19 protein-coding genes are annotated in these 22,164 nt (G+C 69.9%); 8 read left to right on the top strand and 11 right to left on the bottom strand.

Annotated features, from left to right (window positions below):
- Positions 1-41: 41 nt before the first annotated feature.
- The 6 genes from HDC34_RS04630 to HDC34_RS04605 all read left to right on the top strand — a co-directional run bounded on the left by HDC34_RS04630 (position 42) and on the right by HDC34_RS04605 (position 7,270).
- Entirely contained in the window at positions 42-1,688 is a 1,647-nt protein-coding gene (locus tag HDC34_RS04630; protein WP_179556038.1) for a sugar ABC transporter ATP-binding protein, read from the top strand.
- Positions 1,685-2,704, top strand: a complete 1,020-nt coding sequence (locus HDC34_RS04625; RefSeq protein ID WP_179556037.1) for an ABC transporter permease — start codon at positions 1,685-1,687, stop codon at positions 2,702-2,704. Before HDC34_RS04630 ends, HDC34_RS04625 begins: the two co-directional genes overlap by 4 nt.
- Positions 2,701-3,756: an ABC transporter permease gene (locus HDC34_RS04620; protein WP_104310475.1), complete on the top strand. Its 1,056-nt coding sequence runs from the start codon at positions 2,701-2,703 to the stop codon at positions 3,754-3,756. Before HDC34_RS04625 ends, HDC34_RS04620 begins: the two co-directional genes overlap by 4 nt.
- Before the next feature lie 242 nt (positions 3,757-3,998).
- Positions 3,999-5,078 (top strand): acyltransferase, encoded by a 1,080-nt coding sequence (locus tag HDC34_RS04615; protein ID WP_179556036.1) that lies wholly within the window; start codon positions 3,999-4,001, stop codon positions 5,076-5,078.
- Positions 5,079-5,118: 40 nt separating this feature from the next.
- On the top strand, positions 5,119-5,541 hold the full coding sequence (locus HDC34_RS04610; protein ID WP_179556035.1) for a Rid family hydrolase: 423 nt from the start codon (positions 5,119-5,121) through the stop codon (positions 5,539-5,541).
- 154 nt (positions 5,542-5,695) lie between these two features.
- Positions 5,696-7,270 carry an AMP-binding protein gene (locus HDC34_RS04605; protein WP_179556034.1) on the top strand — a complete coding sequence of 525 codons (1,575 nt, stop codon included), beginning with the start codon at positions 5,696-5,698 and terminating at the stop codon, positions 7,268-7,270.
- Between the two features lie 98 nt (positions 7,271-7,368).
- Here the strand turns inward: HDC34_RS04605 and HDC34_RS04600 are convergent, their stop codons facing one another.
- The 11 genes from HDC34_RS04600 to HDC34_RS04550 all read right to left on the bottom strand — a co-directional run bounded on the left by HDC34_RS04600 (position 7,369) and on the right by HDC34_RS04550 (position 20,596).
- Entirely contained in the window at positions 7,369-8,397 is a 1,029-nt protein-coding gene (locus tag HDC34_RS04600) for a LacI family DNA-binding transcriptional regulator (RefSeq protein ID WP_218854889.1), read from the bottom strand.
- Positions 8,394-9,614, bottom strand: a complete 1,221-nt coding sequence (locus tag HDC34_RS04595; RefSeq protein ID WP_257023076.1) for a fumarylacetoacetate hydrolase family protein — start codon at positions 9,612-9,614, stop codon at positions 8,394-8,396. Before HDC34_RS04595 ends, HDC34_RS04600 begins: the two co-directional genes overlap by 4 nt.
- Before the next feature lie 192 nt (positions 9,615-9,806).
- Positions 9,807-10,601 (bottom strand): enoyl-CoA hydratase/isomerase family protein, encoded by a 795-nt coding sequence (locus HDC34_RS04590; protein ID WP_179556033.1) that lies wholly within the window; start codon positions 10,599-10,601, stop codon positions 9,807-9,809.
- Positions 10,598-11,923: an ABC transporter substrate-binding protein gene (locus tag HDC34_RS04585; RefSeq protein WP_179556032.1), complete on the bottom strand. Its 1,326-nt coding sequence runs from the start codon at positions 11,921-11,923 to the stop codon at positions 10,598-10,600. The genes HDC34_RS04590 and HDC34_RS04585 overlap by 4 nt, the downstream gene beginning before the upstream one ends.
- Positions 11,920-13,350, bottom strand: a complete 1,431-nt coding sequence (locus tag HDC34_RS04580; protein WP_179556031.1) for a CaiB/BaiF CoA-transferase family protein — start codon at positions 13,348-13,350, stop codon at positions 11,920-11,922. The genes HDC34_RS04585 and HDC34_RS04580 overlap by 4 nt, the downstream gene beginning before the upstream one ends.
- 98 nt (positions 13,351-13,448) lie before the next feature.
- Entirely contained in the window at positions 13,449-14,594 is a 1,146-nt protein-coding gene (locus HDC34_RS04575; RefSeq protein ID WP_218854888.1) for an aldose 1-epimerase family protein, read from the bottom strand.
- Positions 14,591-15,346 carry an SDR family NAD(P)-dependent oxidoreductase gene (locus HDC34_RS04570; RefSeq protein WP_179556029.1) on the bottom strand — a complete coding sequence of 252 codons (756 nt, stop codon included), beginning with the start codon at positions 15,344-15,346 and terminating at the stop codon, positions 14,591-14,593. Before HDC34_RS04570 ends, HDC34_RS04575 begins: the two co-directional genes overlap by 4 nt.
- 131 nt (positions 15,347-15,477) lie before the next feature.
- The gene (locus HDC34_RS04565; RefSeq protein WP_104310466.1) at positions 15,478-16,392 is read right to left on the bottom strand and encodes a sugar phosphate isomerase/epimerase; all 915 of its coding nucleotides are present in this window, start codon (positions 16,390-16,392) and stop codon (positions 15,478-15,480) included.
- A 73-nt stretch (positions 16,393-16,465) separates the two neighbouring features.
- Positions 16,466-17,611 carry a Gfo/Idh/MocA family protein gene (locus HDC34_RS18140; protein ID WP_218854887.1) on the bottom strand — a complete coding sequence of 382 codons (1,146 nt, stop codon included), beginning with the start codon at positions 17,609-17,611 and terminating at the stop codon, positions 16,466-16,468.
- Positions 17,612-17,787: 176 nt separating this feature from the next.
- Entirely contained in the window at positions 17,788-19,560 is a 1,773-nt protein-coding gene (locus HDC34_RS04555; RefSeq protein WP_179556028.1) for an amidohydrolase, read from the bottom strand.
- 184 nt (positions 19,561-19,744) lie between these two features.
- On the bottom strand, positions 19,745-20,596 hold the full coding sequence (locus HDC34_RS04550; RefSeq protein WP_179556027.1) for a sugar nucleotide-binding protein: 852 nt from the start codon (positions 20,594-20,596) through the stop codon (positions 19,745-19,747).
- Positions 20,597-20,766: 170 nt separating this feature from the next.
- On the opposite strand from HDC34_RS04550, the gene HDC34_RS04545 reads away from it, so the two are divergent.
- The gene (locus HDC34_RS04545; protein WP_104310462.1) at positions 20,767-21,576 is read left to right on the top strand and encodes a thymidylate synthase; all 810 of its coding nucleotides are present in this window, start codon (positions 20,767-20,769) and stop codon (positions 21,574-21,576) included.
- Positions 21,573-22,148 (top strand): dihydrofolate reductase, encoded by a 576-nt coding sequence (locus HDC34_RS04540; protein WP_374757220.1) that lies wholly within the window; start codon positions 21,573-21,575, stop codon positions 22,146-22,148. The genes HDC34_RS04545 and HDC34_RS04540 overlap by 4 nt, the downstream gene beginning before the upstream one ends.
- Positions 22,149-22,164: the final 16 nt, after the last annotated feature.

Raw genomic sequence — 22,164 nt, 5'->3', positions numbered from 1 at the left:
ACAGGTCTCAATCGCATCGATCAGCGAGGACACATCGAGTCATGAATGCAAGTGAAGTGGGCGCAGCGGCACCGGACGCGCTCCAGCCCGCCGCCGCGCCAGGGCCGCCAGCGACCGGGCAGGCGCAGAGCGGCGAGGCGCTCCTCGTCGCGACCGACCTGGTCAAGAGCTACGGCCCGGTCAAGGCAGTGCAGGGGGTGAGCTTCGTCTGCCACCCCGGCGAGGTGCTGGCGCTCGTCGGAGAGAACGGTGCGGGCAAGAGCACCGTCGCGAAGATGCTGGCGGGTGCCGTCACGCCGACCTCCGGCACGATCACGGTCGAGGATGCGCCGCTCGCGTCCGGCAGCGTGCGCCTGTCGCGTCGCTCGGGCGTGCGGTGCGCGTTCCAGGAGCTCGCGCTCGTGCCCGAGTGGACCGTCGCCGAGAACCTGAGCCTCCCGGACGGGGCGCCGCTTCGCGGCTTCTCGCAGAAGAAGGCGATCTCGGCCGCGAGCGCGCTGCTCGAGTCGCTCGAGCTCCCGCAGATCGACCCGCGAGCGCTCGTCTCAGACCTGTCGCTCGCCAACCGGCAGCTCGTGGAGATCGCCCGCGCCTTCGCGGGCGAACCGAAGCTGCTCATCCTCGACGAGGCGTCATCGGCGCTCACACCCCCTGGCGTCGAGTGGCTGTTCGCACGCATCCGCGAGCTCACGGCGCGCGGCGGCAGCGTCATCTACGTGTCGCACCGCCTCGGCGAGATCGCAGAGATCGCCGACCGTGGCATCGTGCTGCGCGACGGCGGGCTCGCCGGCGAGTTCTCGCGCGGCTCCTGGACCGACGATGAGCTCATCTCCCTCATGGCGGGCCGCAAGGCCGAGCGGTTCTTCCCAGACCCGCCAGCCCGCACCGACGACAGCGACGTCCTCGAAGTCGAGGGGCTCCGCGCCGAGGGCGTGCACGGCATCTCTCTCACGATCGGCGCGGGCGAGATCGTCGGCATCGGCGGGCTCGCGGGGCACGGCCAGGCCGAGCTGCTGCGTGCCCTGTTCGGCGCATCCGCCGCCACCGCCGACTCGTGGACGATCGACGGCGACCCCGTCACCCGTCTCACCCCCGTGCGCGGCGTGCGGCGCGGCCTCGGCTACGTGCCGGAAGACCGAAAGAAGGAAGGGCTCGCGCTCGAGCTCGGCGTGGGAGAGAACCTCCTCGCCCCCTGGTTCAAGGCCTGGCAGCTCGGCGGGAAGCCGCGCCTCGGCCGCGAGCGCGGCTGGCTCGACGGCGTGCTCGCCGCCCTGTCCGTGCGCACGCGCGGCCCGCTCGAGGCCGCCGGCTCGCTGTCCGGCGGCAACCAGCAGAAGCTCGTGTTCGGCAGGTGGATGAACCGCTCCCGGTCGGTCATCCTGCTCCACGACCCCACACGCGGCATCGACGTGCGCGCCAAGCAGGAGCTGTACGGCGCGATCGTCGACCTCGCCAAGCAGGGCGTCGGCGTGCTCTGGTTCTCCACCGAGGTCGAGGAGCTCGTGCACGTCTGCCACCGCGTGCTCGTGCTCTACAACGGCCAGGTGACCGACGAGCTCGCCGGCGAGCGGCTGACGGCGGATGCGATCGTCGGCGCCGCTGTCGGCGCGACGGGCAGCATCCAGACCGTCTCGGCCGCCGAGCTGGAAGAGGCGGCACGACACACCACCACGAGGAGCAGCAGATGACCGCCACCGTCACCCCGCCCCCGGCATCCCCCGTCACCCGGGCCGTCGCGAAGCGGCAGGGACTCGTCAGGCTGCGACGCGAGGGCGCGTTCGCGCCAGCCGCCGCGTTCGTCGTGTTCCTGATCGTCTACATCATCATCAACCCGGAGCTGCTGACGAGGTTCCAGCTGCAGACGGCGGCGAACCTCGTGGTGCCGCTCGCGTTCGTCGCCCTGGGTCAGCTGCTCATCGTGCTCGTCGGCGGCATCGACATCTCCATCGGCGCCATCATGAGCCTCTCGAACGTGGTCTTCGCGGCGCAGACCGAGCTGGTCCCCGTCCCCATCGCAGTCCTGATGGGACTCGCGACCGGCCTCGCCTGCGGTCTCTTCAACGGCTTCCTCGTCTCCTACGGCGGCCTCCCCGCGATCGCCGTCACCCTGGCGAGCGCCTTCATCTTCGGCTCCCTGGCCCGCGAGGTCATGGACCGGCCAGGAGGAGACATCACCACCGAGTTCCACCTCGCCACCAGCGGTGAGGCGATCCCGTTCGTCCCCGTCGCGCTCGTCTGGCTCACCCTCATCGCCGTGCTGCTCTGGTTCATCCTGCAGCGCACCGCCCTCGGCAGGCACATCTACGGCGTCGGCTCGAACATGGACAGCATCCGCGCGGCAGGCCTCAACGCCCGCCTCACGAAGCTCGCCGCGTTCGGCATCGCCGGGGTCCTCACCGCCACCGGCGCCATCATGCTCGCCGGCTCCACCATGACCGGCGACCCGCGCAGCGGCGACCCCTACCTGCTGTCCTCGATCGCCGCCGTCGCCCTCGCCGGCGCCAGCTTCACGGGCGGACGCGGCAGCATCATCGGCACGATCCTCGCCGGCATCACCCTCGGCCTCATCGGCAACCTGCTCTTCTTCGCAGGCATCAACTCGTACTGGCAGTACGTCATCTCGGCGCTCATCATCGTCTCCGTCGTGGGCATCCCCGTCGTGTGGCGCAAGGTGTCGTTCGCTCGGAAGGGAGCACGGTCATGACCACAACAGTTCCGGCCGCAGTCGGCGGCACCGGGGCATCCGGCGCCGGAGATTCGGGGACGGGCCCGGGAACGACTGGCGGCGCCGACCACGAGGTCGAGTACTCACCGTCCAAGTCGCTGCTCGCCCGCGTTCCCCGCAGCGTGTGGCCGCTGGTCGCGTTCCTCGTGCTGTTCCTCATCGGCGGCATCATCCGACCGAACCTCATCACCATCGAATCGCTCATCGGCACCGCGACCTTCGCGATCATCCTCTCGATCGCGTCCTTCGGGCAGACCTTCGCCGTCATCCAGGCGGGCATCGACCTGTCGGTACCCAACACGATCGCGTTCTCGGCACTGTCGTTCCTGGCAATGGTCGGACCCCTCGGGCCCTTCGGCGCGTTCATCGGGGCGCTGCTCGCCGGAGCCGTCATCGGCCTCCTCAACGGGCTCGTCATCGCGAAGCTCGGGCTCACCCCCATCGTCACGACCATCGCCATGAACGGCCTCCTGTTCGGCGTGATCCTGCTGCAGTTCAACTTCTCCGAGCTCACGCAGATCCCCGACTTCATCACCGCCATCACGTCAGCGCAGATCAGCGTCCTCGGGCTCTCCATGGCCGCCGTCCTCCCCCTCGGGCTCGTCCTCATGGTCGTGCTGCAGCTGGTCCTCAGCTACACCGGATGGGGACGCTCGCTGTTCCTCGTCGGCGCGGCCCCCGAGACGGCCAGGCTCGCCGGCCTGCCCGTCGACCGCATCCGCATCACCGGCTACGTCATCTCCGGCATGCTCGCCGCGTTCGCCGGCATGGTCATCGTCGGCTACTTCCAGCAGGCCTCCGCGACCATGGGCGACAGCTACCTGCTCTCCTCCGTCGCCGCGGTCGTCGTGGGTGGCGCATCCATCTTCGGCGGCCGAGGCTCGGTCGTCGGAACCGTCGGCGGCGCGCTGGTCCTCGGCCAGGTCGCGACGCTCGTCACCGTCCTCAACCTCGGCTCCAACGTGCAGCAGCTCATCTACGGCGCCATCATCCTCGTCGTCATCTCGCTGTACGGGCGCAAGCGCGGGTAACGACGCGGACAGGCGTTCGCAGTGTGGCGCGGTGCTGCTCCCCCGACTCGGGAACAGCACCACGCCACGACTCTGCGCGCTGGATGGAGGTGGATGCGCCCGGCACGCACGCGGATGCGCGCGGCTGGATTCCCGCTTCCGGGGCGAGGCAAGAGCCACGCCGCCCCGAGTCGCGTATGGTCGGACACTGCCGAGGCGCCGCCGTCGCGCCCCGCCAGCTCCCAACCAGACGCGCATCCGCAATGACCTCACCATCTCCGCAGTCCCAGCCACCGGCCAGCTCCCGCGCCCCGAGCGGCGCATCCCGGGCCCGCTGGATGGACCTCATCCGCGGAAGTGCGATCCTCCTCGTCGTCCTCCTGCACGCCACGGCCATCCCCTGGATGTTCGGCGGCATCAGCTCGGGCCGCGTCGTCAACGACATCAACTCGTTCTTCGCGCCCTACCGGATGAGCCTCCTCTTCCTCCTCTCCGGCGTGCTCCTCACCCGGTCGCTCGCGAAACCGCCAGGCACGTACTACTGGAACAAGGTGCGCACCCTCATCTGGCCGTACCTCGTGTGGATGATCATCGGCATGCTCACCGAGGGCTACACCGACCTGCGGGACCCGTTCTTCTGGATCCCGAACAACTGGCTGTGGTTCATCTTCTTCCTCGCCGTCTACTACGCGGTCGCGCCGCTGCTCGCGCGCATCCCCGGCACCTGGTTCGCTCTGGTGCCCGCCGTGCTGTGGATCGCCAGCTGGCCGCTGCCCGACGGCGACCTCTCCAACCTCTGCTACTACGGCGGCTTCTTCTTCGCCGGCCACCTGTGCGTGCGCCTCGGCTCGCGGCTCTCCCGCTTCGAGACGCGCACCCTGATGTGGGTGTGCCTCGCCGTCGCATCCGGCTTCGGGGCGTTCATCATCGCCGGCAACCGCGGCTACACGAACGCCATGACCGCGGGCTTCGACGCGCACCGCCTCGAGCTCCTCCCGGTCGTGATCGCCGGCATCGCCGGCACGGTCATGGCCGTGCGCCGACTCACGGGCTCCCACGAGGGCCACAGCTACGACCGCGCCAGGTGGCTCCAGTACATCGGCCGCAACTCGGTCGTGTTCTACCTCGTGCACTTCCCAACGCAGGTGTGGATCACGAACACCCTCAGCGAGCTCGGCGTCACCAACCCCAACATCTCCCTGCCCGCCTGCTTCTTCGGCGCCCTCGCCGTCGCGTATCTCGCGTGCTGGCTGCGCCGATTCCGAGTAGTGGATGCGCTGTTCGTGCTCCCCAAGTTCGCGCGCCGCAGCACGCAGCTCGCGCCGCCAGTCCGCCCCGCGTAGCTCGCGCATCCACCCGCCAGACGACCACCAGGAGGACCCCGTGTCCAGCTACGTCTCCCTCATCCGCGCGAACACGCTCAGCGACGCCGCCGAATACGCCTACGCCTCCACCGTCGACGCGGGCGCGCGCCTCGTCTTCCCGGCAGGCGCCTGCCCCCTCAACGACGACGGCACGACGGCCGCCGTCGGCGACTACGCGGGCCAGGCCGCGAAGTGCGTCGAGAACCTGCGCATCGCCCTCGCCGAGGCCGGCGCGCGCCTCGAGGACGTCGCCAGCACGCGCGTGCTCGTCGCATCCGGCTCGCAGGCCGACCTCGTCACCGCGTGGGAGGTCGTCCGGGATGCCTTCGGCGACCACGACGTGCCGAGCACCCTCCTCGGCGCCACCGTGCTCGGCTACGACGACCAGCTCGTCGAGATCGAGGCGGTCGCAGCGGTGGCGCCCGCCACGCCTCGCGCGTAGCTCGAGCCTGCGCCGGCGAACCTCGCGCTGGGGTCGTTCCCATCTGGGGTGCGCAAGATGAGCAGCGGATGCGACACGTGCATCCGCCAGACACGGCCCGGCCGGGCACAACCCGACCGCCGCGCCGCCTGCATTTCGATCAAAGGAGATCGCCGTGTTCAAGAGCCCATACCCAGACGAGCAGATCCCGAACGTCTCGGTCTTCGACTTCCTGTTCGCCGAGCTGAGCGACGCGGATGCGGCGCGCACCGTCATCGTCGACGGCACAAGCGGCGCCGAGACGACCTTCGGGGCCCTCAGGCAGCAGATCGAGCTCATCGCCGGGGCCCTCGCCGGCGGCGGGCTCGGGGTTGGCGACGTGGTCGCCCTGCACTGCCCGAACGTGCCCGCGTTCGCGTCGGTCTTCCACGGCATCCTCCGCTCCGGTGCCACCGCGACGACCATCAACGCCCTCTACAACGCTGAGGAGATCGAGACGCAGCTCCGCGACTCCGGCGCGAAGCTGCTGTTCACCGTGAGCCCGCTGCTCGCGCAGGCCCACGCCGGCGCCATCGCTGCGGGCCTCGAGCAGGACGCCATCATCGTCCTCGACGGCGCCGAGGGCTACCACGACCTCCGCGAGCTCCTCAGTGCCGGCCTCCCCGCGCCCGACGTGAGCTTCGACCCGGCAACCCACGTCGCCGTCCTCCCCTACTCCTCCGGCACCACCGGCAAGCCCAAAGGCGTCAAGCTCAGCCACACGAACCTCGTCGCGAACGTCGTCCAGACCTACCCGGTGCTCGACGTCGAAGCGGACGACGTCGTGCTGGCGCTCCTCCCCTTCTTCCACATCTACGGCATGACCGTGCTCCTCAACATCGCCATCAAGAAGCGCGCCCGCCTCGTCACGATGCCGAAGTTCGACCTCGGCGAGTTCCTGCGCATCATCGAGACGCATCGATGCACCTACCTGTTCATCGCGCCGCCGATCGCCGTCGCGCTCGCGAAGCATCCGCTCATCGACGACTTCGACCTGTCCAGCGTGCGCACGGTCTTCTCCGGCGCCGCCCCCATCGACTCGGCGCTCATGAAGGCCGTCGCCGACCGCCTCGGCACCCGCACCAGGCAGGGCTACGGGATGAGCGAGGCAAGCCCCGTCACGCACGTCCTCCCCCTCAAGCGGAACGGCATGCCGCTCGGCTCGGTCGGCGTGCCCATCGCCAACACCGAGGTGAAGCTCGTCTCGACCGAGACCGGTGCCGAGATCGACGCCGTCAAGGGCGGGCAGAGCGAACCTGGCGAGGTCTGGGTGCGCGGCCCCCAGATCATGCTCGGCTACCTCGGCCGCGACGATGCGACGCACGAGGCCGTCGACAGCGACGGCTTCCTGCACACCGGCGACATCGCGACGGTCGGCCCGCTCGGGGAGTTCACCATCGTCGACCGGCTCAAGGAGCTCATCAAGTACAAGGGCTACCAGGTCGCGCCCGCCGAGCTCGAAGCGCTGCTGCTCACGCATCCCGACATCACCGACTCGGCCGTGGTGGGGGCGCTGGATGCGGACGGGCAGGAGATCCCGAAGGCGTTCGTCGTGCGCCGCGAGGGTGCCTCGCTCGACGAGGCCGGCGTCGAGGCGTTTGTCGCCGAGCACGTCGCGCCGCACAAGAAGGTGCGGGCCGTCGCGTTCATCGACGTCATCCCGAAGTCGACCTCAGGCAAGATCCTGCGGAAGGACCTCCGCGGCCGCTGAGGCACGGGCGGGCCTCGCCGTCGCCGCCCAGGGCGGTGTTGTTGTTGTGGTCGTCAACATCGACGTGAGGCGACCACAACTCCGCCCTGGAGCTCGGCCTACGCGCTCTCGCGGGCGACGACCTCGAAGCCGAGGTCGACAGTCTCGCCCTCGGGCGCATCCGCACCGCCACGGCTCATGCGAGCGAGCAGCAGCTCGCCCGCCTTCGTGCCGATCTCGCGGTTGGGCACCGCCACGGTCGTGAGGGTGGGCGTGAGGTGCGACGACAGCTCGAAGTCGCCGAAGCCCGTCACAGCCAGCTCCCCAGGCACGGACACGCCGCGGCGAGCGCACTCGAGCACGGCGCCCGCCGCGAAGACATCGCTCGCGAACATGAGCGCATCGGTCTCGGGATGCTCGCGCAGCGTCGCGTCGAGCAGGTCGCGTCCAGTCTCGAGGTCGACCGCCGCAACTCCGGAGTCGACGACCCGCACGGGCTCGCCCGGGAACAGCTCGGCGACGGACACCTCGAAGCTCGCTCGCCTCGCCGCCGCACGGAAGTCGCCGGACTGGAACGAGCCCGCGAACGTGGGATGCGCGTATCCCTTGTCCCGCACGTACTCGACGAGCGCGCGGACGGCATCTTCGTTGGAGAAGCCGATGAGGCTGTCGACGGGGTTCTCGCTCGAGTCCCACGCCTCGACGACGGGGATTCCGGAGGCTCGCAGCAGCGTCGACGCCGCCTCCGTGTGCTGCGCGCCGACGATGAACATGCCATCCGGTCGACGCCCGAGGAACGCCCGGACGAGCTCCTCCTCGTGCTCCGGGCTGTACCCGGTCGTGCCGATGAAAAGCTGGTACCCGAACGGCGAGAGCATCGCCTCGAGGCCGTGCAGCGCATCCGCGAACACCGATGCGGAGATCGACGGGACGATCGCCGCGACCGTCATCGACCGGTTCGACGCGAGGTTCGACGCGGCCAGGTTCGGCACGTAGCCGAGCGCCCCGATCGCCGACTGCACTCGCTCGAGGGTGTCGGCCGACACGAGCTCTGGCGTCCGCAGCACACGCGAGACGGTCTGCGGAGAGACCCCCGCAGACGCCGCGACGTCGGTGAGCGTCACCTTCTGCGTCGACCGCCTGGTCACAGCAGCCTTCTGGCCGCCAGGTTGCGCATGAGCGCTGCGATCCCGAATGTCCACGGCGCACACTCCTCGCTGGTCTGTACCTGGCCCACCAGACTACCGAGGGCAGGTGACGAGATGCGCACGACGTCCCCAGCGTGGTGCGTGAAGCCGTGGTCGGGCTGGTCGCGGTCGACGATGGGCGCGAACATCGTGCCGAGCATGAGCACCGCCCCGTCCGGGTACTGGTGGTGCGGGCCGAGCAGCTGCGCGGCGAGGTCGGCGGGGTCGCGGGAGATCTGCGCGAGGTCGGAGGAGCCGTGCAGGGTGAAGCCGTCGAGCCCCACGATGTCGAGCTCGACCGTCATGCCGCGCACCGAGTCGAGGTCGAAGCCCGTGTCGAAGAGGCGGATGAACGGGCCCAGCCCGCACGACGCGTTGTTGTCCTTCGCCTTCGGCAGCAGCAGCGCCGAACGGCCCTCGACGTCGCGCAGGTTCACGTCGTTCGCCAGCGTCGCGCCGACGATCGTGCCAGTGGATGCGATGAGCAGCGCCACCTCCGGTTCCGGGTTGTTCCACTCCGACGAGGAGTGCACGCCGACCTGCTCGGCGGTGCCCATCGCCGAGAGGGTCGGGCCCTTCGTGAAGATCTCCGCGTCCGGGCCGATGCCGACCTCGAGGTACTGGCTCCAGAGTCCCTCCCCCACGAGGTACGCCTTGAGCGCCGTCGCTTCCTCGGACCCAGGCTTGAGGCTCGCGAGGTCGGTGCCGATCTCCGCGAGAATCTGCTCGCGCATCCGCGCCGCCGCCTCGATGTCGCCTCGCACCCGCTCCTCGATGACACGCTCGATCATCGAGACCGCGAAGGTCACACCCGCCGCCTTCAGCACGTGCAGGTCGACCGGGGCGAGCAGCCACGGCTTCGACTCGTCGCGGGTGGTGGGCTCGGTGTTCGCGAAGATGTCGTCGAGCGAGCCGAGGTTCGGCGCATGCGCCGCGACCTCCCGCACCGCAGCCGCGGGCTCGGCCGACTCGGTGATGTCGCTGACCGTCGCGAAGGTTCCGCTCAGGTCGAGAACGCCGTCAGCAGTGATGAGCACCGGTGATGGGCCGCCGACCGCCGGGTCCCAGACCCGGCCGATGAGCGTGCCCGTCGTTCCGTCGGCGGGGAGCGCCTGGGCGGCGCTGCCCGACCATCCGGCTGCCGGCTGCTGGCCTGAGGCCATCTGCTGCGATGTCATGTGAGCTCCTGGATTCTGGTCGTGATGGTCGGTCGTGGCGAGTGGGTCGTGAGGGTTCGGGATGGAGAACTCGCTTCGGTGCGGGAACTTCCCCCGAAGGAAGCGACATTCCCATCCCGAGACGAAGGCGGGAGGTCACACGAGTTGAGGCTGGCGGCTGACATGGTGGGCTCGGTTCAGGTCGGCTCGGCGTCAGCGGCGGTGGAAGATGCCCTCGCGCTTCTCGGCGAAGGCGGCGCGGCCCTCGTCGGCGTCGGCGGTGGCGAAGGTGATGGTCTGGAGGTCTCGCTCGTAGGCGACGGCCGCGTCCTGACCCATGTTGTAGGAGGCCCGCAGGTTGGCCTTCGCCGTCTCGGCGGCGATGGGCGGTCGGGATGCGATGATCGCGGCGAGTTCGCGAGCCCGGTCCAGCAGTCGATCGCCTGGCAGCACCTCCGAGACGATGCCCCAGGCGAGCGCCTGCTGCGCCGAGATGGGGTCGCCGGTGAGGAGCATGAGGGCGGCGTTGCTCGCGCCGGCGGAGTGGGCGAGGAACGAGGCCATCCCGCCGCCGCCGATCCAGCCGAGCTTGATCTCCGGGGCGGCGAGCGACGCGGTCTCGGAGGCGAGGCGGATGTCGCAGGTCATCGCCGTCTCGAGCCCACCGCCGAACGCGTAGCCGTTGATGGCGGCGATGATGGGCTTGCGGAGGGCGCGGAGGGCGTCGCAGTAGTCCTCGCGGTTGCGGAAGTCCCACGGGGTCGCGTACTTGTCGAGCGAGCGGATGTCGCTGCCCGCGCAGAACGACCGCTCGCCCGCGCCGGTGAGGATGACGACGCGCACGTCGTCGCTCTCGTTGGCCCAGGTTGCGACGGTGACGAGTGCGTCGGACATCTCCTGCGTCACCGAGTTGAGCTTCGCGGGGCGATTGATGGTGACGGTGGCGGTGAAGCCGTCGAGTTCTACCAGGATCTCGTCGGTACCGAGCTGGGGGATGCTTTCGGTCATGAGCTGGCTCCTGAGGTCGTGGGGTGGGTTGCGTGGAAGCGCGAAGCGGGTGCATCGATGCGCGTCGATGCAGCAGTCGGCGGAGACGAGACGGGACGCGCAGCCGCAGCCGGAGGCGGAGATGCGGGCGAGGCACCAGATGCCCCCGCCGACGCGGCGAAGGCCGCCTCGAGGGCGTCGAGGCACGCGTCGCGAAGCTCTGCGACGTGGCTCGCGTCGCCGAGCAGCGCATCGCGCAACAGTTCAGACGCTTTGGTCTGGAACGCGATGTAGCCGTCGTACCGCGGGCGCACCCACGACTCCTCGATGGTCGCCGCCGTGTTCGCGTAGAAGTCGTGCGCGGCCTCGTTGACGTGGACGTCGTGCCACGCGGAGCGCAGTCCGGGCTGACCGTCGTGCTGCGGGATGAACGTGCGCTGCGTCTCGGGGTCGAGCAGCCAGGCGAGGTGGGCGACGAGCTCGGGGGTGACGCGGCAGCGCCTCGAGATGGCGATGCCCGTGCCGCCGATCGTGGAACCGAGGCGCGCCGATGCGGCCCAGCGCGGCGCATCCCGGAACTGCAGGGTGGGCGACGAGTAGTTCACGTACCCGTAGACGAGGGGAACATAGGCGAGCGAGTCGCTGCTCGCCATGCGCTCGAGGAGGGCGATGGGGTTCTCGCCCTGCGTCGCTGCCGGGGACCGGCGGGCGATGGTGTGGAGCAGCGCGAACGCCTCCTGAGCGGCAGGGCGGGAGGAGAAGAGCGACCCTTCGGCAGGACTGTCGGAGATCGGCGCGCCGGCCCCTGCGAGCACGGACGCGAATGTGAGGAACGCGTGCGGGCCGGCGAGCGACAGCGCCACGGGGGCGTATTCGGAGAGGGCGACGACGTCGTCCCAGGTGCTCGGCACGGCCGCGGCGATCAGGTCGACGCGCGCCGCCGCGACCTGCGTGGCCGCGTCGAGTGGCAGCGCCCATTGCGCGCCGTCCAGCGAGTAGGAGGTGAAGCTCGGGCCGATCGCGTCAGCCGCGATCCGCTCGAGGACGGCCGCGTCGAAGATTTCGTCGAGCGGCCGGAACGAGCCGCTCGCGAGCGCTTCGCCGAGGTGCGGATGGTCGAGGACGATGAGGTCGTAGCGGTCGGCCAGGTCGGCGATCGGCGCCGACTCGAAGCCTTCGAGCGGATGTGCCTCCCACTCGATCTCGATTCCCCCGCGGCTACCGTCGAGCGTCGAACCGGCCGCTTCGAGCGCAGTGCGTCCTCGCGGATGGTCCCAGGTGAGCCCGCGGTAGCGAGGCGGATGGCCCCGCGAGTCCGAGGCGACCGGCGGCGTCTCGCTCATGATCGTTCGGCGCTCGCGCCGACGTTCGCGGCGTGAGCGCCCGGGCTCGCGTCGAGCCGGGCGGTGGATGCCGCGGCCGGCTCCGGCGCGCCTTCTCCTGGGAGCACCGCATCCGACCCGCCAGGCAGGGCCGTGCCGTCGGCCGACACCGCGCCGCCGAGCTGCTCCCGCACGTTGTCGAGGGTGGCGTGCACGGCGATCGCGCCGCGCTCGGCGAGCTCCTCGATGTGGGCGGCCGCGTGCCCGAGCTCACTGAGGATCTCTCGCGTGTGCTCGCCCGTGAGCGGGGCGCCGCGGTCGATTCGAGCGGGCGTCTTCGAGAACTTGTAGGGGAAGCCGGGTGTCTTCACGAGCCCCTCGGTGGGGTGCTCGTATTCGACGAACGTGCCGTTGTGCGCGATCTGCGGATCGGCGACGAGGTCGGCGTAGCCGTAGACGGGGCCGGCCCAGATCGAGGTCTTCGAGAACGCGTCGAGCCAGTGCGCGCTGGTGTTCGTCGCGAGCCGGGCAGCGGTCTTGGCGAAGACCTCGTCGCGCAGGCGCCACGAGTCGTCGAGGGTGTCGAGGCCGATGAAGCTGTCCTCGCCGATCGTGCGGCCGAGCTCCTCGAGGTCTGGCATGGCGAGCACGATGAAGCCGTCGGAGGTCGCGAACGAGCCGTACGGCGAGCGGATGTAGACGTGCGCGTGCGGCTCGGCGCTGCGCTGCTGCGGCACTCCCCCCGCGGTGAAGACGGAAAGCTCCTGCATCTGCAGGGTCGTGATGGCGTCGAGCATGTTGACGGTCACGAGCTGCCCCTCCCCCGTGCGCTCACGGTGGAAGAGCGCCGCGAGCACGCCTTCGAAGGCGGTGGATGCGGTGACGGCGTCGACGAGGTACTGTCCGGCGGCCTGCGGGGGCTCGCCGTCGCGACCAGTGGAGAGCATGGCGCCGCTCATGGCCTGGAGGAGCAGGTCCTGGCCCGGTCGCATCCGGTACGGACCGTCCTCGCCGTAGCCGGAGACCGACACGTAGACGATGCTCGGGTTGATGGCGCGCAGCGTCTCGTAGTCGACGCCGAGGCGAGCGGCGACGCCTGGCCGGTAGTTCTGAAGGAACACGTCGCTGGTCGCGACGAGCTCGCGCAGCACCTGGCGGCCGTCGTCGGACTTGAGGTCGAGGGCGATGGAGCGCTTGTTGCGGTTGAGCGAGAGGAACGAAACGTTGATCTCGTTGCCGTTGGCGCCGCCCGCGGGGGCGTGGCGCTGCCACTCGCCGGCCGGCGGCTCGACCTTGATGACGTCGGCGCCGAGGTCGCCGAGGCGCTGTGCCGCGAAGGGGCCCGCCATGGCGATCGAGCAGTCGAGCACGCGGATGCCGGAGAGGATTCCGCCGCCGGCACCGGCCTCTGGCTGGTGCGTCTCGCTGGTGTCTTCTGCGCCGCTCATGGTGTTCCTCGTTTCGGTGGATGCGCTGCTGGCAGCGCTAACATGTCAAGTGTAGAGCGCCCGGGGCCAACATCGTCGTCAGCCCCGGGCGTGGAGTCCTATTCCGGCTGATCGCCGATGGCACGAATCGCGGCCTCGACCGCGCTCGTCTCCGCGACCCCGTCGAGCACGCGGATGGTCGTCGAGTAGCTGCGCGACTCCCCGTGCTCGAGGAACAGCGCCGTGCCATCCTGACGCGAAGCCGCATCCCCCGACACGTGATGGGTGCTCGGCTCGAGGCCGATGCCGTACTGGCCGCTGCGCAGGTTCTGCCACTCGAAGAAGTGCGGCATGCCCGCCGCCTCCCAGCTCAGCTCGATACCCCGCTCGCCACCCGCCGTGATGAGCGCGACGCGGTGCCTGCCGTCGTCGCCGACGACGAGCTCGTGCTCGCTGACCTGCTCGACGAAGCCGTCGATCGGGGCCGGCATGACGCGGTAGCTGGCGCCCTGCTCGGCCACGGAGTCCGACTGCCACAGGTGCCTGGCGATCGGCGCCACGAACCTCGCCCCCTCATCCAGGAACGGCCAGCCGACGTTGATGTGGTACAGGAACATGTGCGGCGTCGGGTCGAATCCGAGGTTGTCGACGACATCATCGAAGCGCACCTCGCGACCGTCGAAGTCGAGCTCGATCGTGCGCGTCAGGCGCAGATGCTCGCCGAACGCGGTGGCCTGGATCACCTCGCCGACCACCCGCAGCACGACGCGGCCGTCGCGTTCGACCTCACGGGCTTCGAGTAGCCGCGCCGGAATCGCGGTCAGCCGCCCGTGCAGCCCGTGCGTGACGGTCTGCTTCGGCGGGTAGTTGTAGCGCGTCGCATCCACCTCCCCGCCGAAGAGCGTGTGGTCGAGGCCGCCCGAGACGAGAAGGCCGTCGAGCGCGCGCAGCCACGAGAGCCCGCCCTCGTCGTTGTGCTCGTGCAAGCCCGGGTGGCGGAACCCATTGCCGCTGCGCCACCCGATGGGGGCTCCGCGGAAGCGCATCGAACCGAGATCGAACGCCCTGTCGACCAGCACTTCCAGCTCGAGGCCAGCGGAGGTGCGCAGGTCGATCGCCCGCACGCCACGCTCCACGCCGTTGTCGAGCACCACCTGGCGGATGCCCGCGACGGCCGAGAGGTCGCCCGTGCGCCTGCGGAGCTCGGCCACCGAGAGGTTCGAGCCGAAGACATCGACGCCTGGTCCTGCTGTCTGCTCGCTCACATCATCACCCATCCGCCGTCGACGTTGATCGTCTGCCCGGTCACGAAGCTCGAATCCTTGCCGACGAGGAACGAGATCACGCTCGCCACCTCGTCGGGGTCACCGCGCCGCTTGAGCGACTGGTGGTCGAGCACGAACTGCGTGTACTCCTCGGGGTTCTCGTGGATCTCCTCAGCCTTCGTCGGGAACGCGCCGGGCGAGAGCAGGTTCACGCGGATGCCGAACTCGCCGAGCTCGCGCGCCAGGGCGCGAGTCATGGCGACGGCGGCGCCCTTCGTCGTCACGTAGCTCGCGAGCTTGTCCCAGCCGCCGCTCCAGGTGATGGAGCCGATGTTGACGATCGCGCCTGTGCCACGCTCGCGCATCAGCTCGGCCGCAGCCTGCGCTGCAACGAAGTAGCCGCGCTGGTTGACCGCGACGACGTCGTCGAACTCCTCGACGGTGATGTCGAAGAACGGTGTCGGCGGGTAGATCGCGGCGTTGTTGATGAGCGCATGCACCGGCCCGAACTCGGCCTCGGCCTCGCGCACCGCGGCCTTGATCGCCGCCGCGTCGCGCAGGTCGACCTCGAGCACATACGTGGGCACGCCGGCCGCACGCAACTCCTCGGCCGTCTCCGCGAGGGTCGCGCCGCCTCGCCCGAGCACCGCGACCGCGAAGCCGTCGCGTCCGAGCCGCAGCGCGGTCGCCCGCCCGAGCGATCCCCCGGCGCCGGTCACGATCGCGACCGGCTTCTCACCTGTTTCCGTCATGGTTCCTCCGGCCGAAGCCTGTTGTGGTCTGGGATCCTCAGGGTCTTCAGACAGTCAAGGTGACGTGCGCACGTTCGTCACCCCTTCGCGGCGCGTCTGCCCGCCCACGTCACCTTGACTGTCAGAGACGACTAGATCGAGTACTTGCGCAGGATGTCGTCGATGAACTTCTTCGCACGCGGGATGTCCGACTCGTCGAGGTGCTCGATGATGAGCGGCGCGTTCGGGTTGCGCTCGGCGAGGCGCTGCAGGTAGAGCTCGTAGTCGAGCGAGCCGAGGCCAGCGGCCGGCAGCTCGATCTCGCCGACACCGCGGAACGTGTGCGATGCGAGCGCGTCGTCGTCACCGATGTCGGCGTGCTTCTCGCTCTTGTCGTCGCCGGCCCGCTTGACGTCCTTAGCGTGGGCGACGCGCACCTTGTCGGCGAGCGTGTCGAAGACCTCGTTGAGCACGCCGGCCTGGTCGTCGATGTTGGACGCGTCGAAGTAGTTCGTCGGGTCCATGAGCAGCTCAATGCCGGGCGAGCGGATGTCGTTGAAGACGCGAACGGTCTCGCGCACGGAGCCGATGACGTTGTTGACGTACGTCTCGAGCAGGAAGATCGAGCCGTGGTCGTAGGCCTCCTGCGCGAGCTCGGCGAGCACGTCGCGCACCTGCTCGTAGGCGTCCTCGGTCTTGTTGTGCGGGTCGCTGTCCCATTCGCTGTCGGGGTTGAACGTCCCCGACTCGGAGATGACGTATGGGGTGCCGAAGGAGCGTGCGTTGCGGATGATCTCCTTCAGGTAGTCGACGTTGGCGCGGCGGTGCTCGGGATCGGGGTGCACGATGTTCGTGTAGCCGGAGATCGCCGAGATGGGCAGGTTGTTGTCGCGGAAGGTGTCGGCGACGAGCTTCGCCTTCTCCTTCGTGATCTGCCCTGCGGTGAGGTCGAGGTCCTTGAAGTGCAGGTCGAGCTGGACGGTGTTGAAGCCGAGCTCGCGCGCCTTCTGGGCGGTGGTCTTGAGGTCGTAGGGGAAGTATCCGCTGAAGATGCCGACTTGGATCATGAGCTTCTTTGCTCCTTCTGTAGGGGCCGTTGGCCGATTGAGGTGTTGATGAAGTGGATGCGGGGTGGTGCGGTCAGAGCTGGAACTCGTCGAGGCGCACTGGGCGGCGCTCGGCGATGGAGCGGTAGCCGGCCTCGATGAGCGCGACGGTCTTGACGTTGTCGGCGACGGTGAGGGCTGGCTCGCTGCCGGTCTCGACCGCGAACTGGAGCTGCTCCATGACGCCGATGAAGGCGTGCGGGAACCAGTGGGTGTCCCAGGTGGGCGTCACCCACTTGCCGTCGGTCGATGGGCCGCCGTCATCGCGAGCCGCCGATGCGTAGGTGATGGTCGAGGGCGTGCCGCTCGGCCAGCCGATCGTGCCCTTCGCGACGCCGCGTGTGCCCTCCACCCGCCAGGTGATGGAGAAGTCGTCGTCGAAGCCCTCTTCGCGCGGGCCACCCCAGACGTCTTCGGTCGAGAGGGCGAGGAGCCCGCCGGGGAAGCGGAGTGTGGAGACGACGATGCCGTCGGTGTGGGGGAACTGGGTGCGCGGGTCGGTGCGGGTGACGGTCATGATCTCGTCGGGGTCTCCGAAGAGGAAGCGGAGGACATCGAGGTGGTGGACGCTCATGTTGGCGAGGGTGAGGCGGTCGTAGCCCTCGAGGAAGCCCTGCCAGTGGGGCACGGCTTTCATGTCGATCTCGACGAAGACGGGGTCTCCGAGCTCTCCGCCGTCGAGCAGCTGCTTGAGCACGCGGATGGACTGGTCGTAGCGCATGTTCTGGTTGACGGAGAGGATCTTGCCGGCCGCTGCAGCCTCGTCGCGCAGGGCGATGGCCTCATCGAGGGTGAGCGCGAGGGGCTTCTGGGCGAGCACGGCTTTGACGTGCGGCTGCGCGAGCGCCTTGCGGATGAGGGCGGGCTGCAGGTCGGGTGGATACGCGATGTCGACGATCTCGACGTCCGGGTCCTCGATGAGCAGCTCTGGGGTGTCGTGCACGGTTGGGATGCCCCACTGCTCGGCGACGCGCTGGGCGTTGGCCTTCGTGCGGGATGCGATGGCGACGACCGGGAAGCCTGCCTGCTTGTACGCGGCGAGGTGCTGGTCTGCCATGATGGCGCCGGCTCCGATTGCGCCGATCTTCGCGGAGCGGGCCCGCACTGGGCTGTCGGGGAGGAGGGCATTGCTGCCAGCCCGAGCCTCGTCGGCCTGCGTCTCAAGGGAACTCGTGGACACTGGTACTCCTTCGCGCCGTTGCGTGAGCGTGTGCTTCGAACCGGGGAGGCCCGAACCATGTGAGCGCTACTGGTAGCGCTGCCATTGCACCCAATGTAGCGATGCGGCGACCGGGCCGCAAGTCCCTGTCGGCGGGTTCTTCACGGACGGCGACGCGTCCGAGACACCTGCTCCCCTCAGCAGCCGTGACCCGAGTGACCGCGAGCCGCGTGGTGCGCGTGCGGTGCCGGGTCGCTGGCGTGCGCCGCGGCCAGGAACTCTGGCAGGTCGACCCGGGAGCCGCCCACCCACGTCCCGAGCACCCGCACTCGTTCAGCGAGGTAGCGCGGCGTCACCTCGGACGGGTCGGCGCTCAGCTCCACGAAGTCGGCGAGCTTGCCGACCGCGATCGAGCCGACCAGATGCTCCCGATGCAGGGTGCGCGCCGCATCGATCGTGTGCGCCCTGAGCGCCGCATCCACTGAGATGGCCTGCTGTGGCGCGTGGATGCGCCCGCTGCTGGTGCGCCGAGTCACGGCCGTCTGCACGTTCAGGATGGGCGACGGCGGAGACACCGAGCCGTCGTTGTGCAGCGAGACGACGACCCCGGCGTCCACCACATCGGCGAAGGCCTGCCAGCGCGCACCCTGCTCGGGAGCGAACATCTGCCCGTCGAGCAGGTCTCCCCAGTAGTAGTACTGGAACGGTGCGAGCGACACGTGCACGCCGAGGCGCGCGGCCCGCTCGAACTGGTCGCGGCGCCCGGCCCCGGCGTGCTCGATGCGCCAGCGGTGGTCCGTGCCGAGCAGTCCGTGCTGGGCGAGGGCGCGCTCGTAGGCGTCGAGCGCGAAGTCGATGGCGAGGTCACCGTTCGCGTGGAATGACATCTGCCAGCCCAGCGGCGCGCACGCGTCGAGCGTCGCGTCCACCTGCGCTCGCGAGTAGTTCATGGCGGATGCGCCTCCCGCCGTCGCGGGGTCGATACCGGCCCGCTTCGTCGCGTCGCTCGCGAGGTAGGGGAAGGAGGTGGCGATGTTGCCGATCCACGGGGAGCCGTCAGTCCACAGCTTCACGCCCTGCTTCACGAGGCGCTCCTCACCAGCGTCGAAGTTTGCCGCGGCGCCCGGGGCGGCAGCCGTCGACACCTCCCACAGGCTCACGCGCAGCGGCGAGGATGGCATGGCCGCGAGCGCCTCGTAGGCGGGGGCGAGGTCGGTGGAGAACGTCATGTCGGAGGTCGACGTGATGCCGGCCCGCGCCATGAGGGCGTAGTACTCGGCGGCGCTGCCAAGCGGGTTGCCGCCGAGCTGCTGCATCACGGGGCCGAGCACGGCGGCGTTCGCGGGAATCTCGAACGAGATGCCGGTGAGGGCGCCATCAGCGTCGCGCGCGAAGGAGCCGCCGATGGGGTCGGCCGGGGGGTTCGAGTCCCACCCGCGGCTGCGGATGAGCGCCGACGTGAAGGAGCAGGCGTGCCCGGAGTTGTCGACGACCACCGCGACCCGGTCGCCGAAGATGTCGTCGAGGTCGGCGGCCGTCGGGGCGGGGCGGCCGTGGAGGAGCGCATCGAAGCCGTTGAAGAGGAGGGGGACGTCGGCGTCGTGCTCGGCCATCGCCTGCGAGAAGATGCTCAGCACCTCGCTCCAGGTCGGCGCCTTCCACGGCGCGATCGACAAGGCGGGCAGCTGCGTCGCGAGGCCGCTCAGGAACGGGTGGCTGTGCGGGTCGATGAAGCCCGGCATCAGCACGGGCGCGCCGCTGTCGAGGACGGGAGCGCCCGGCACGACCTCGAGGCACTCGGCGAGCGTGCCGACCGCCACGATCTTGCCGTCAGACACCGCGACGGCTGACGCGCGCGGCAGCTGCGCATCCATCGTCACGACTGTGCCGGCAGTGAGGATGAACGCATCCGGCACCGCAGGCACGTCGGGGGCGGCGGCGCGCGCGGGGGTGGCGGCTGGCTCTGACATGCGACTCCTTCGGGGCGCCGCATGGAAGCGGCGGGGCGACGCGGGTGGAGCAGGGCGTCTCCAGTATGGACGCCCAGGGCGGTCTTGTGGTCGTCAAAATCGCTTGAGAACGACCACAACTCCGCTGCGGTCCGTGGGGCGAGGGGGCGCGAGGGCGAGCGCGAGGCGCGAGGTGCGAGCGGTGTCAGGTCGAGCGGAGGCGGACCATCTCGGCGTAGCCCTCGCGATAGCCGGGGTAGTCGAGTGTGCCGAGCAGCTGCAGCATCCGCTCGCCGCTCAGCAGCGTGCCGCTGGCCTCTTCCGGGTGGATGCGCGGGGGCGGGGCCACGCCGAGCTCGCCGGCCACGAACGTGGCGACCTCACCCAGCGGCGCGGGGTGCGCATCCGTCGCGTGAAGGAGTGAGGGCGCGTCGGCACGTTCCAGCATCGCCTCGATCGCCCGCACCAGGTCGCTCTCGTGCACTCGCTTGGTGCGACGCGCGTACTGGACGGGGTCGCCCTCGAGGACGCGCCTGAGGAGGCTGTCCCGGCCGGGCCCGTAGATCCCGGACGGCCTGATGACGGATGCGCCCAGCAGCTCGACCGCGCGACGCTCGCCGTCGACGAGCGCGCGCGCCCGGTCGGACATCGGTGACGGCGCGTCGGCCTCGGTGATCTCGGCGCCGTCGGCCCGCCCCTCGAAGACGCGAGTCGACGACACGAACACGACGCGGTCGGGGATGCGCGGCAGGCGCGCGGCCAGCGTCTCGAGGGATCGCCGGTAGGCGTCCGGGGCGACCACCCTGTCGACGGAGGGGGGAGGCAGCGTGATGACCAGCGCGTCCGCGTCCGGGAGGGAGGGCGGGAAGGAAGTCGGGTCCGCGAGGTCCCCGCGGATGAGCCTGATCCCGCCGCCCGCGGCGTCCGCGCTGCGTCGCACGCCGACGACCGCAGCACCGCGGGCCAGGTACCGCTCCCCCAGCCTCGAGCCGAGCTTGCCGAAGCCAGCGATGAGGAGGCGGGTGGGCGCGGACGTCGGCGAGGCGGGGGTGCTCATCCTCCGAGCGTAGAACTCGACTCCCGCGAGTCACCCCAAAGGGTCGCAATCGGACCCTGACGGCGACCATTCGCGGTGATTCGCGGTGGGCAGACGTGCGAGGTCGTCACCGGGCGACGCGGACCCGTGGTCGGCTGGGCAGTCCGACTCCGCGGGCGTATCCTCGGGACGTGACTTCGGAGATCCTGACCCCGTACGAAGACCTGCTGCGCGACGTGCTCGAGAACGGCGCCCGCAAGTCCGACCGCACCGGCACGGGGACGCGCAGCGTGTTCGGCCGCCAGCTGCGGTACGACCTGTCGGAGAGCTTCCCCCTCATCACCACGAAGCGCGTGCACTTCAAATCCATCGCGTACGAGCTGCTGTGGTTCCTGCGCGGCGACTCGAACGTGCGCTGGCTGCAGGAGCGCGGCGTGAAGATCTGGGACGAGTGGGCCGACGAGAACGGCGACCTCGGCCCCGTCTACGGCGTGCAGTGGCGCTCCTGGCCGACACCCGAAGGCGGACACATCGACCAGATCGAGCAGGTCGTCGCCCAGATCCGCGCGAACCCCGACTCGCGCCGCCACATCGTCACCGCGTGGAACCCCGCCGAGATCTCGACCATGGCGCTGCCCCCGTGCCACGCCCTCTTCCAGTTCTACGTGGCCGACGGCAAGCTCTCCTGCCAGCTGTACCAGCGCAGCGCCGACCTCTTCCTCGGCGTCCCGTTCAACATCGCGTCCTACGCCATGCTGACCCTCATGGTCGCGCAGCAGACGGGCCTCGAGCCGGGCGAGTTCGTGTGGACGGGCGGCGACGTGCACATCTACGACAACCACGAGGAACAGGTGCGGGAGCAGCTCACACGCGACCCGTACCCGTACCCGCAGCTGCGCATCCACCGCACGCCCGACACGATCTTCGACTACGAGTTCGAGGACTTCGAGGTCGCGAACTACGAGCACCACCCCACGATCCGCGCGGCGATCGCCGTATGAGCGACGCAGCGGGAGCGACCTGGGCGGCGGATGCGGTGCGTGCGGCGGCAGAGAGCGCGGGCGACGGCCTGACGGTCGGCCTCGTGTGGGCGCAGGCGCACGGTGGCGTGATCGGCGCGGAGGGTGGCATTCCGTGGCACGTGCCGGAGGACCTCGCGCACTTCAAGGCCGTCACCCTCGAGCACCCCGTCATCATGGGCCGCAAGACGTGGGACTCGCTGCCCGAGCGCTTCCGACCCCTGCCAGGGCGACTCAACATCGTCGTGACCCGACAGCCCGACTGGTTCGCCGAGGGCGCCGAACGCGCAGGGTCGCTCGAGGAGGCGCTCAGCCTGGCGAGCGCCGGAGCCGCCGCCGAGGCCTGGGTGATGGGCGGCGGCGAGCTCTACCGGGCGGCGATCGCCACCGCCGACCGCCTCGAGGTCACCGAGATCGACCTCGCCGTCGACGGTGACGCACACGCCCCCGACTGGTCGGGAGACGACTGGGTCGTTGATGCGCGCGAGCCCTCCGACGGCTGGCTCGAGTCGCGCACGGGCATCCGCTACCGCTTCCTGAGCCTCTCGCGCTGAGCCGCGCGGGTCCCAG

Source organism: Pseudoclavibacter sp. JAI123 (assembly GCF_013409665.1).
In the GTDB taxonomy this organism is placed as follows: domain Bacteria; phylum Actinomycetota; class Actinomycetes; order Actinomycetales; family Microbacteriaceae; genus Pseudoclavibacter.
Note: the sequence above shows the minus strand (reverse complement) of the source record. Positions and strands in the feature narration are given on the sequence as shown.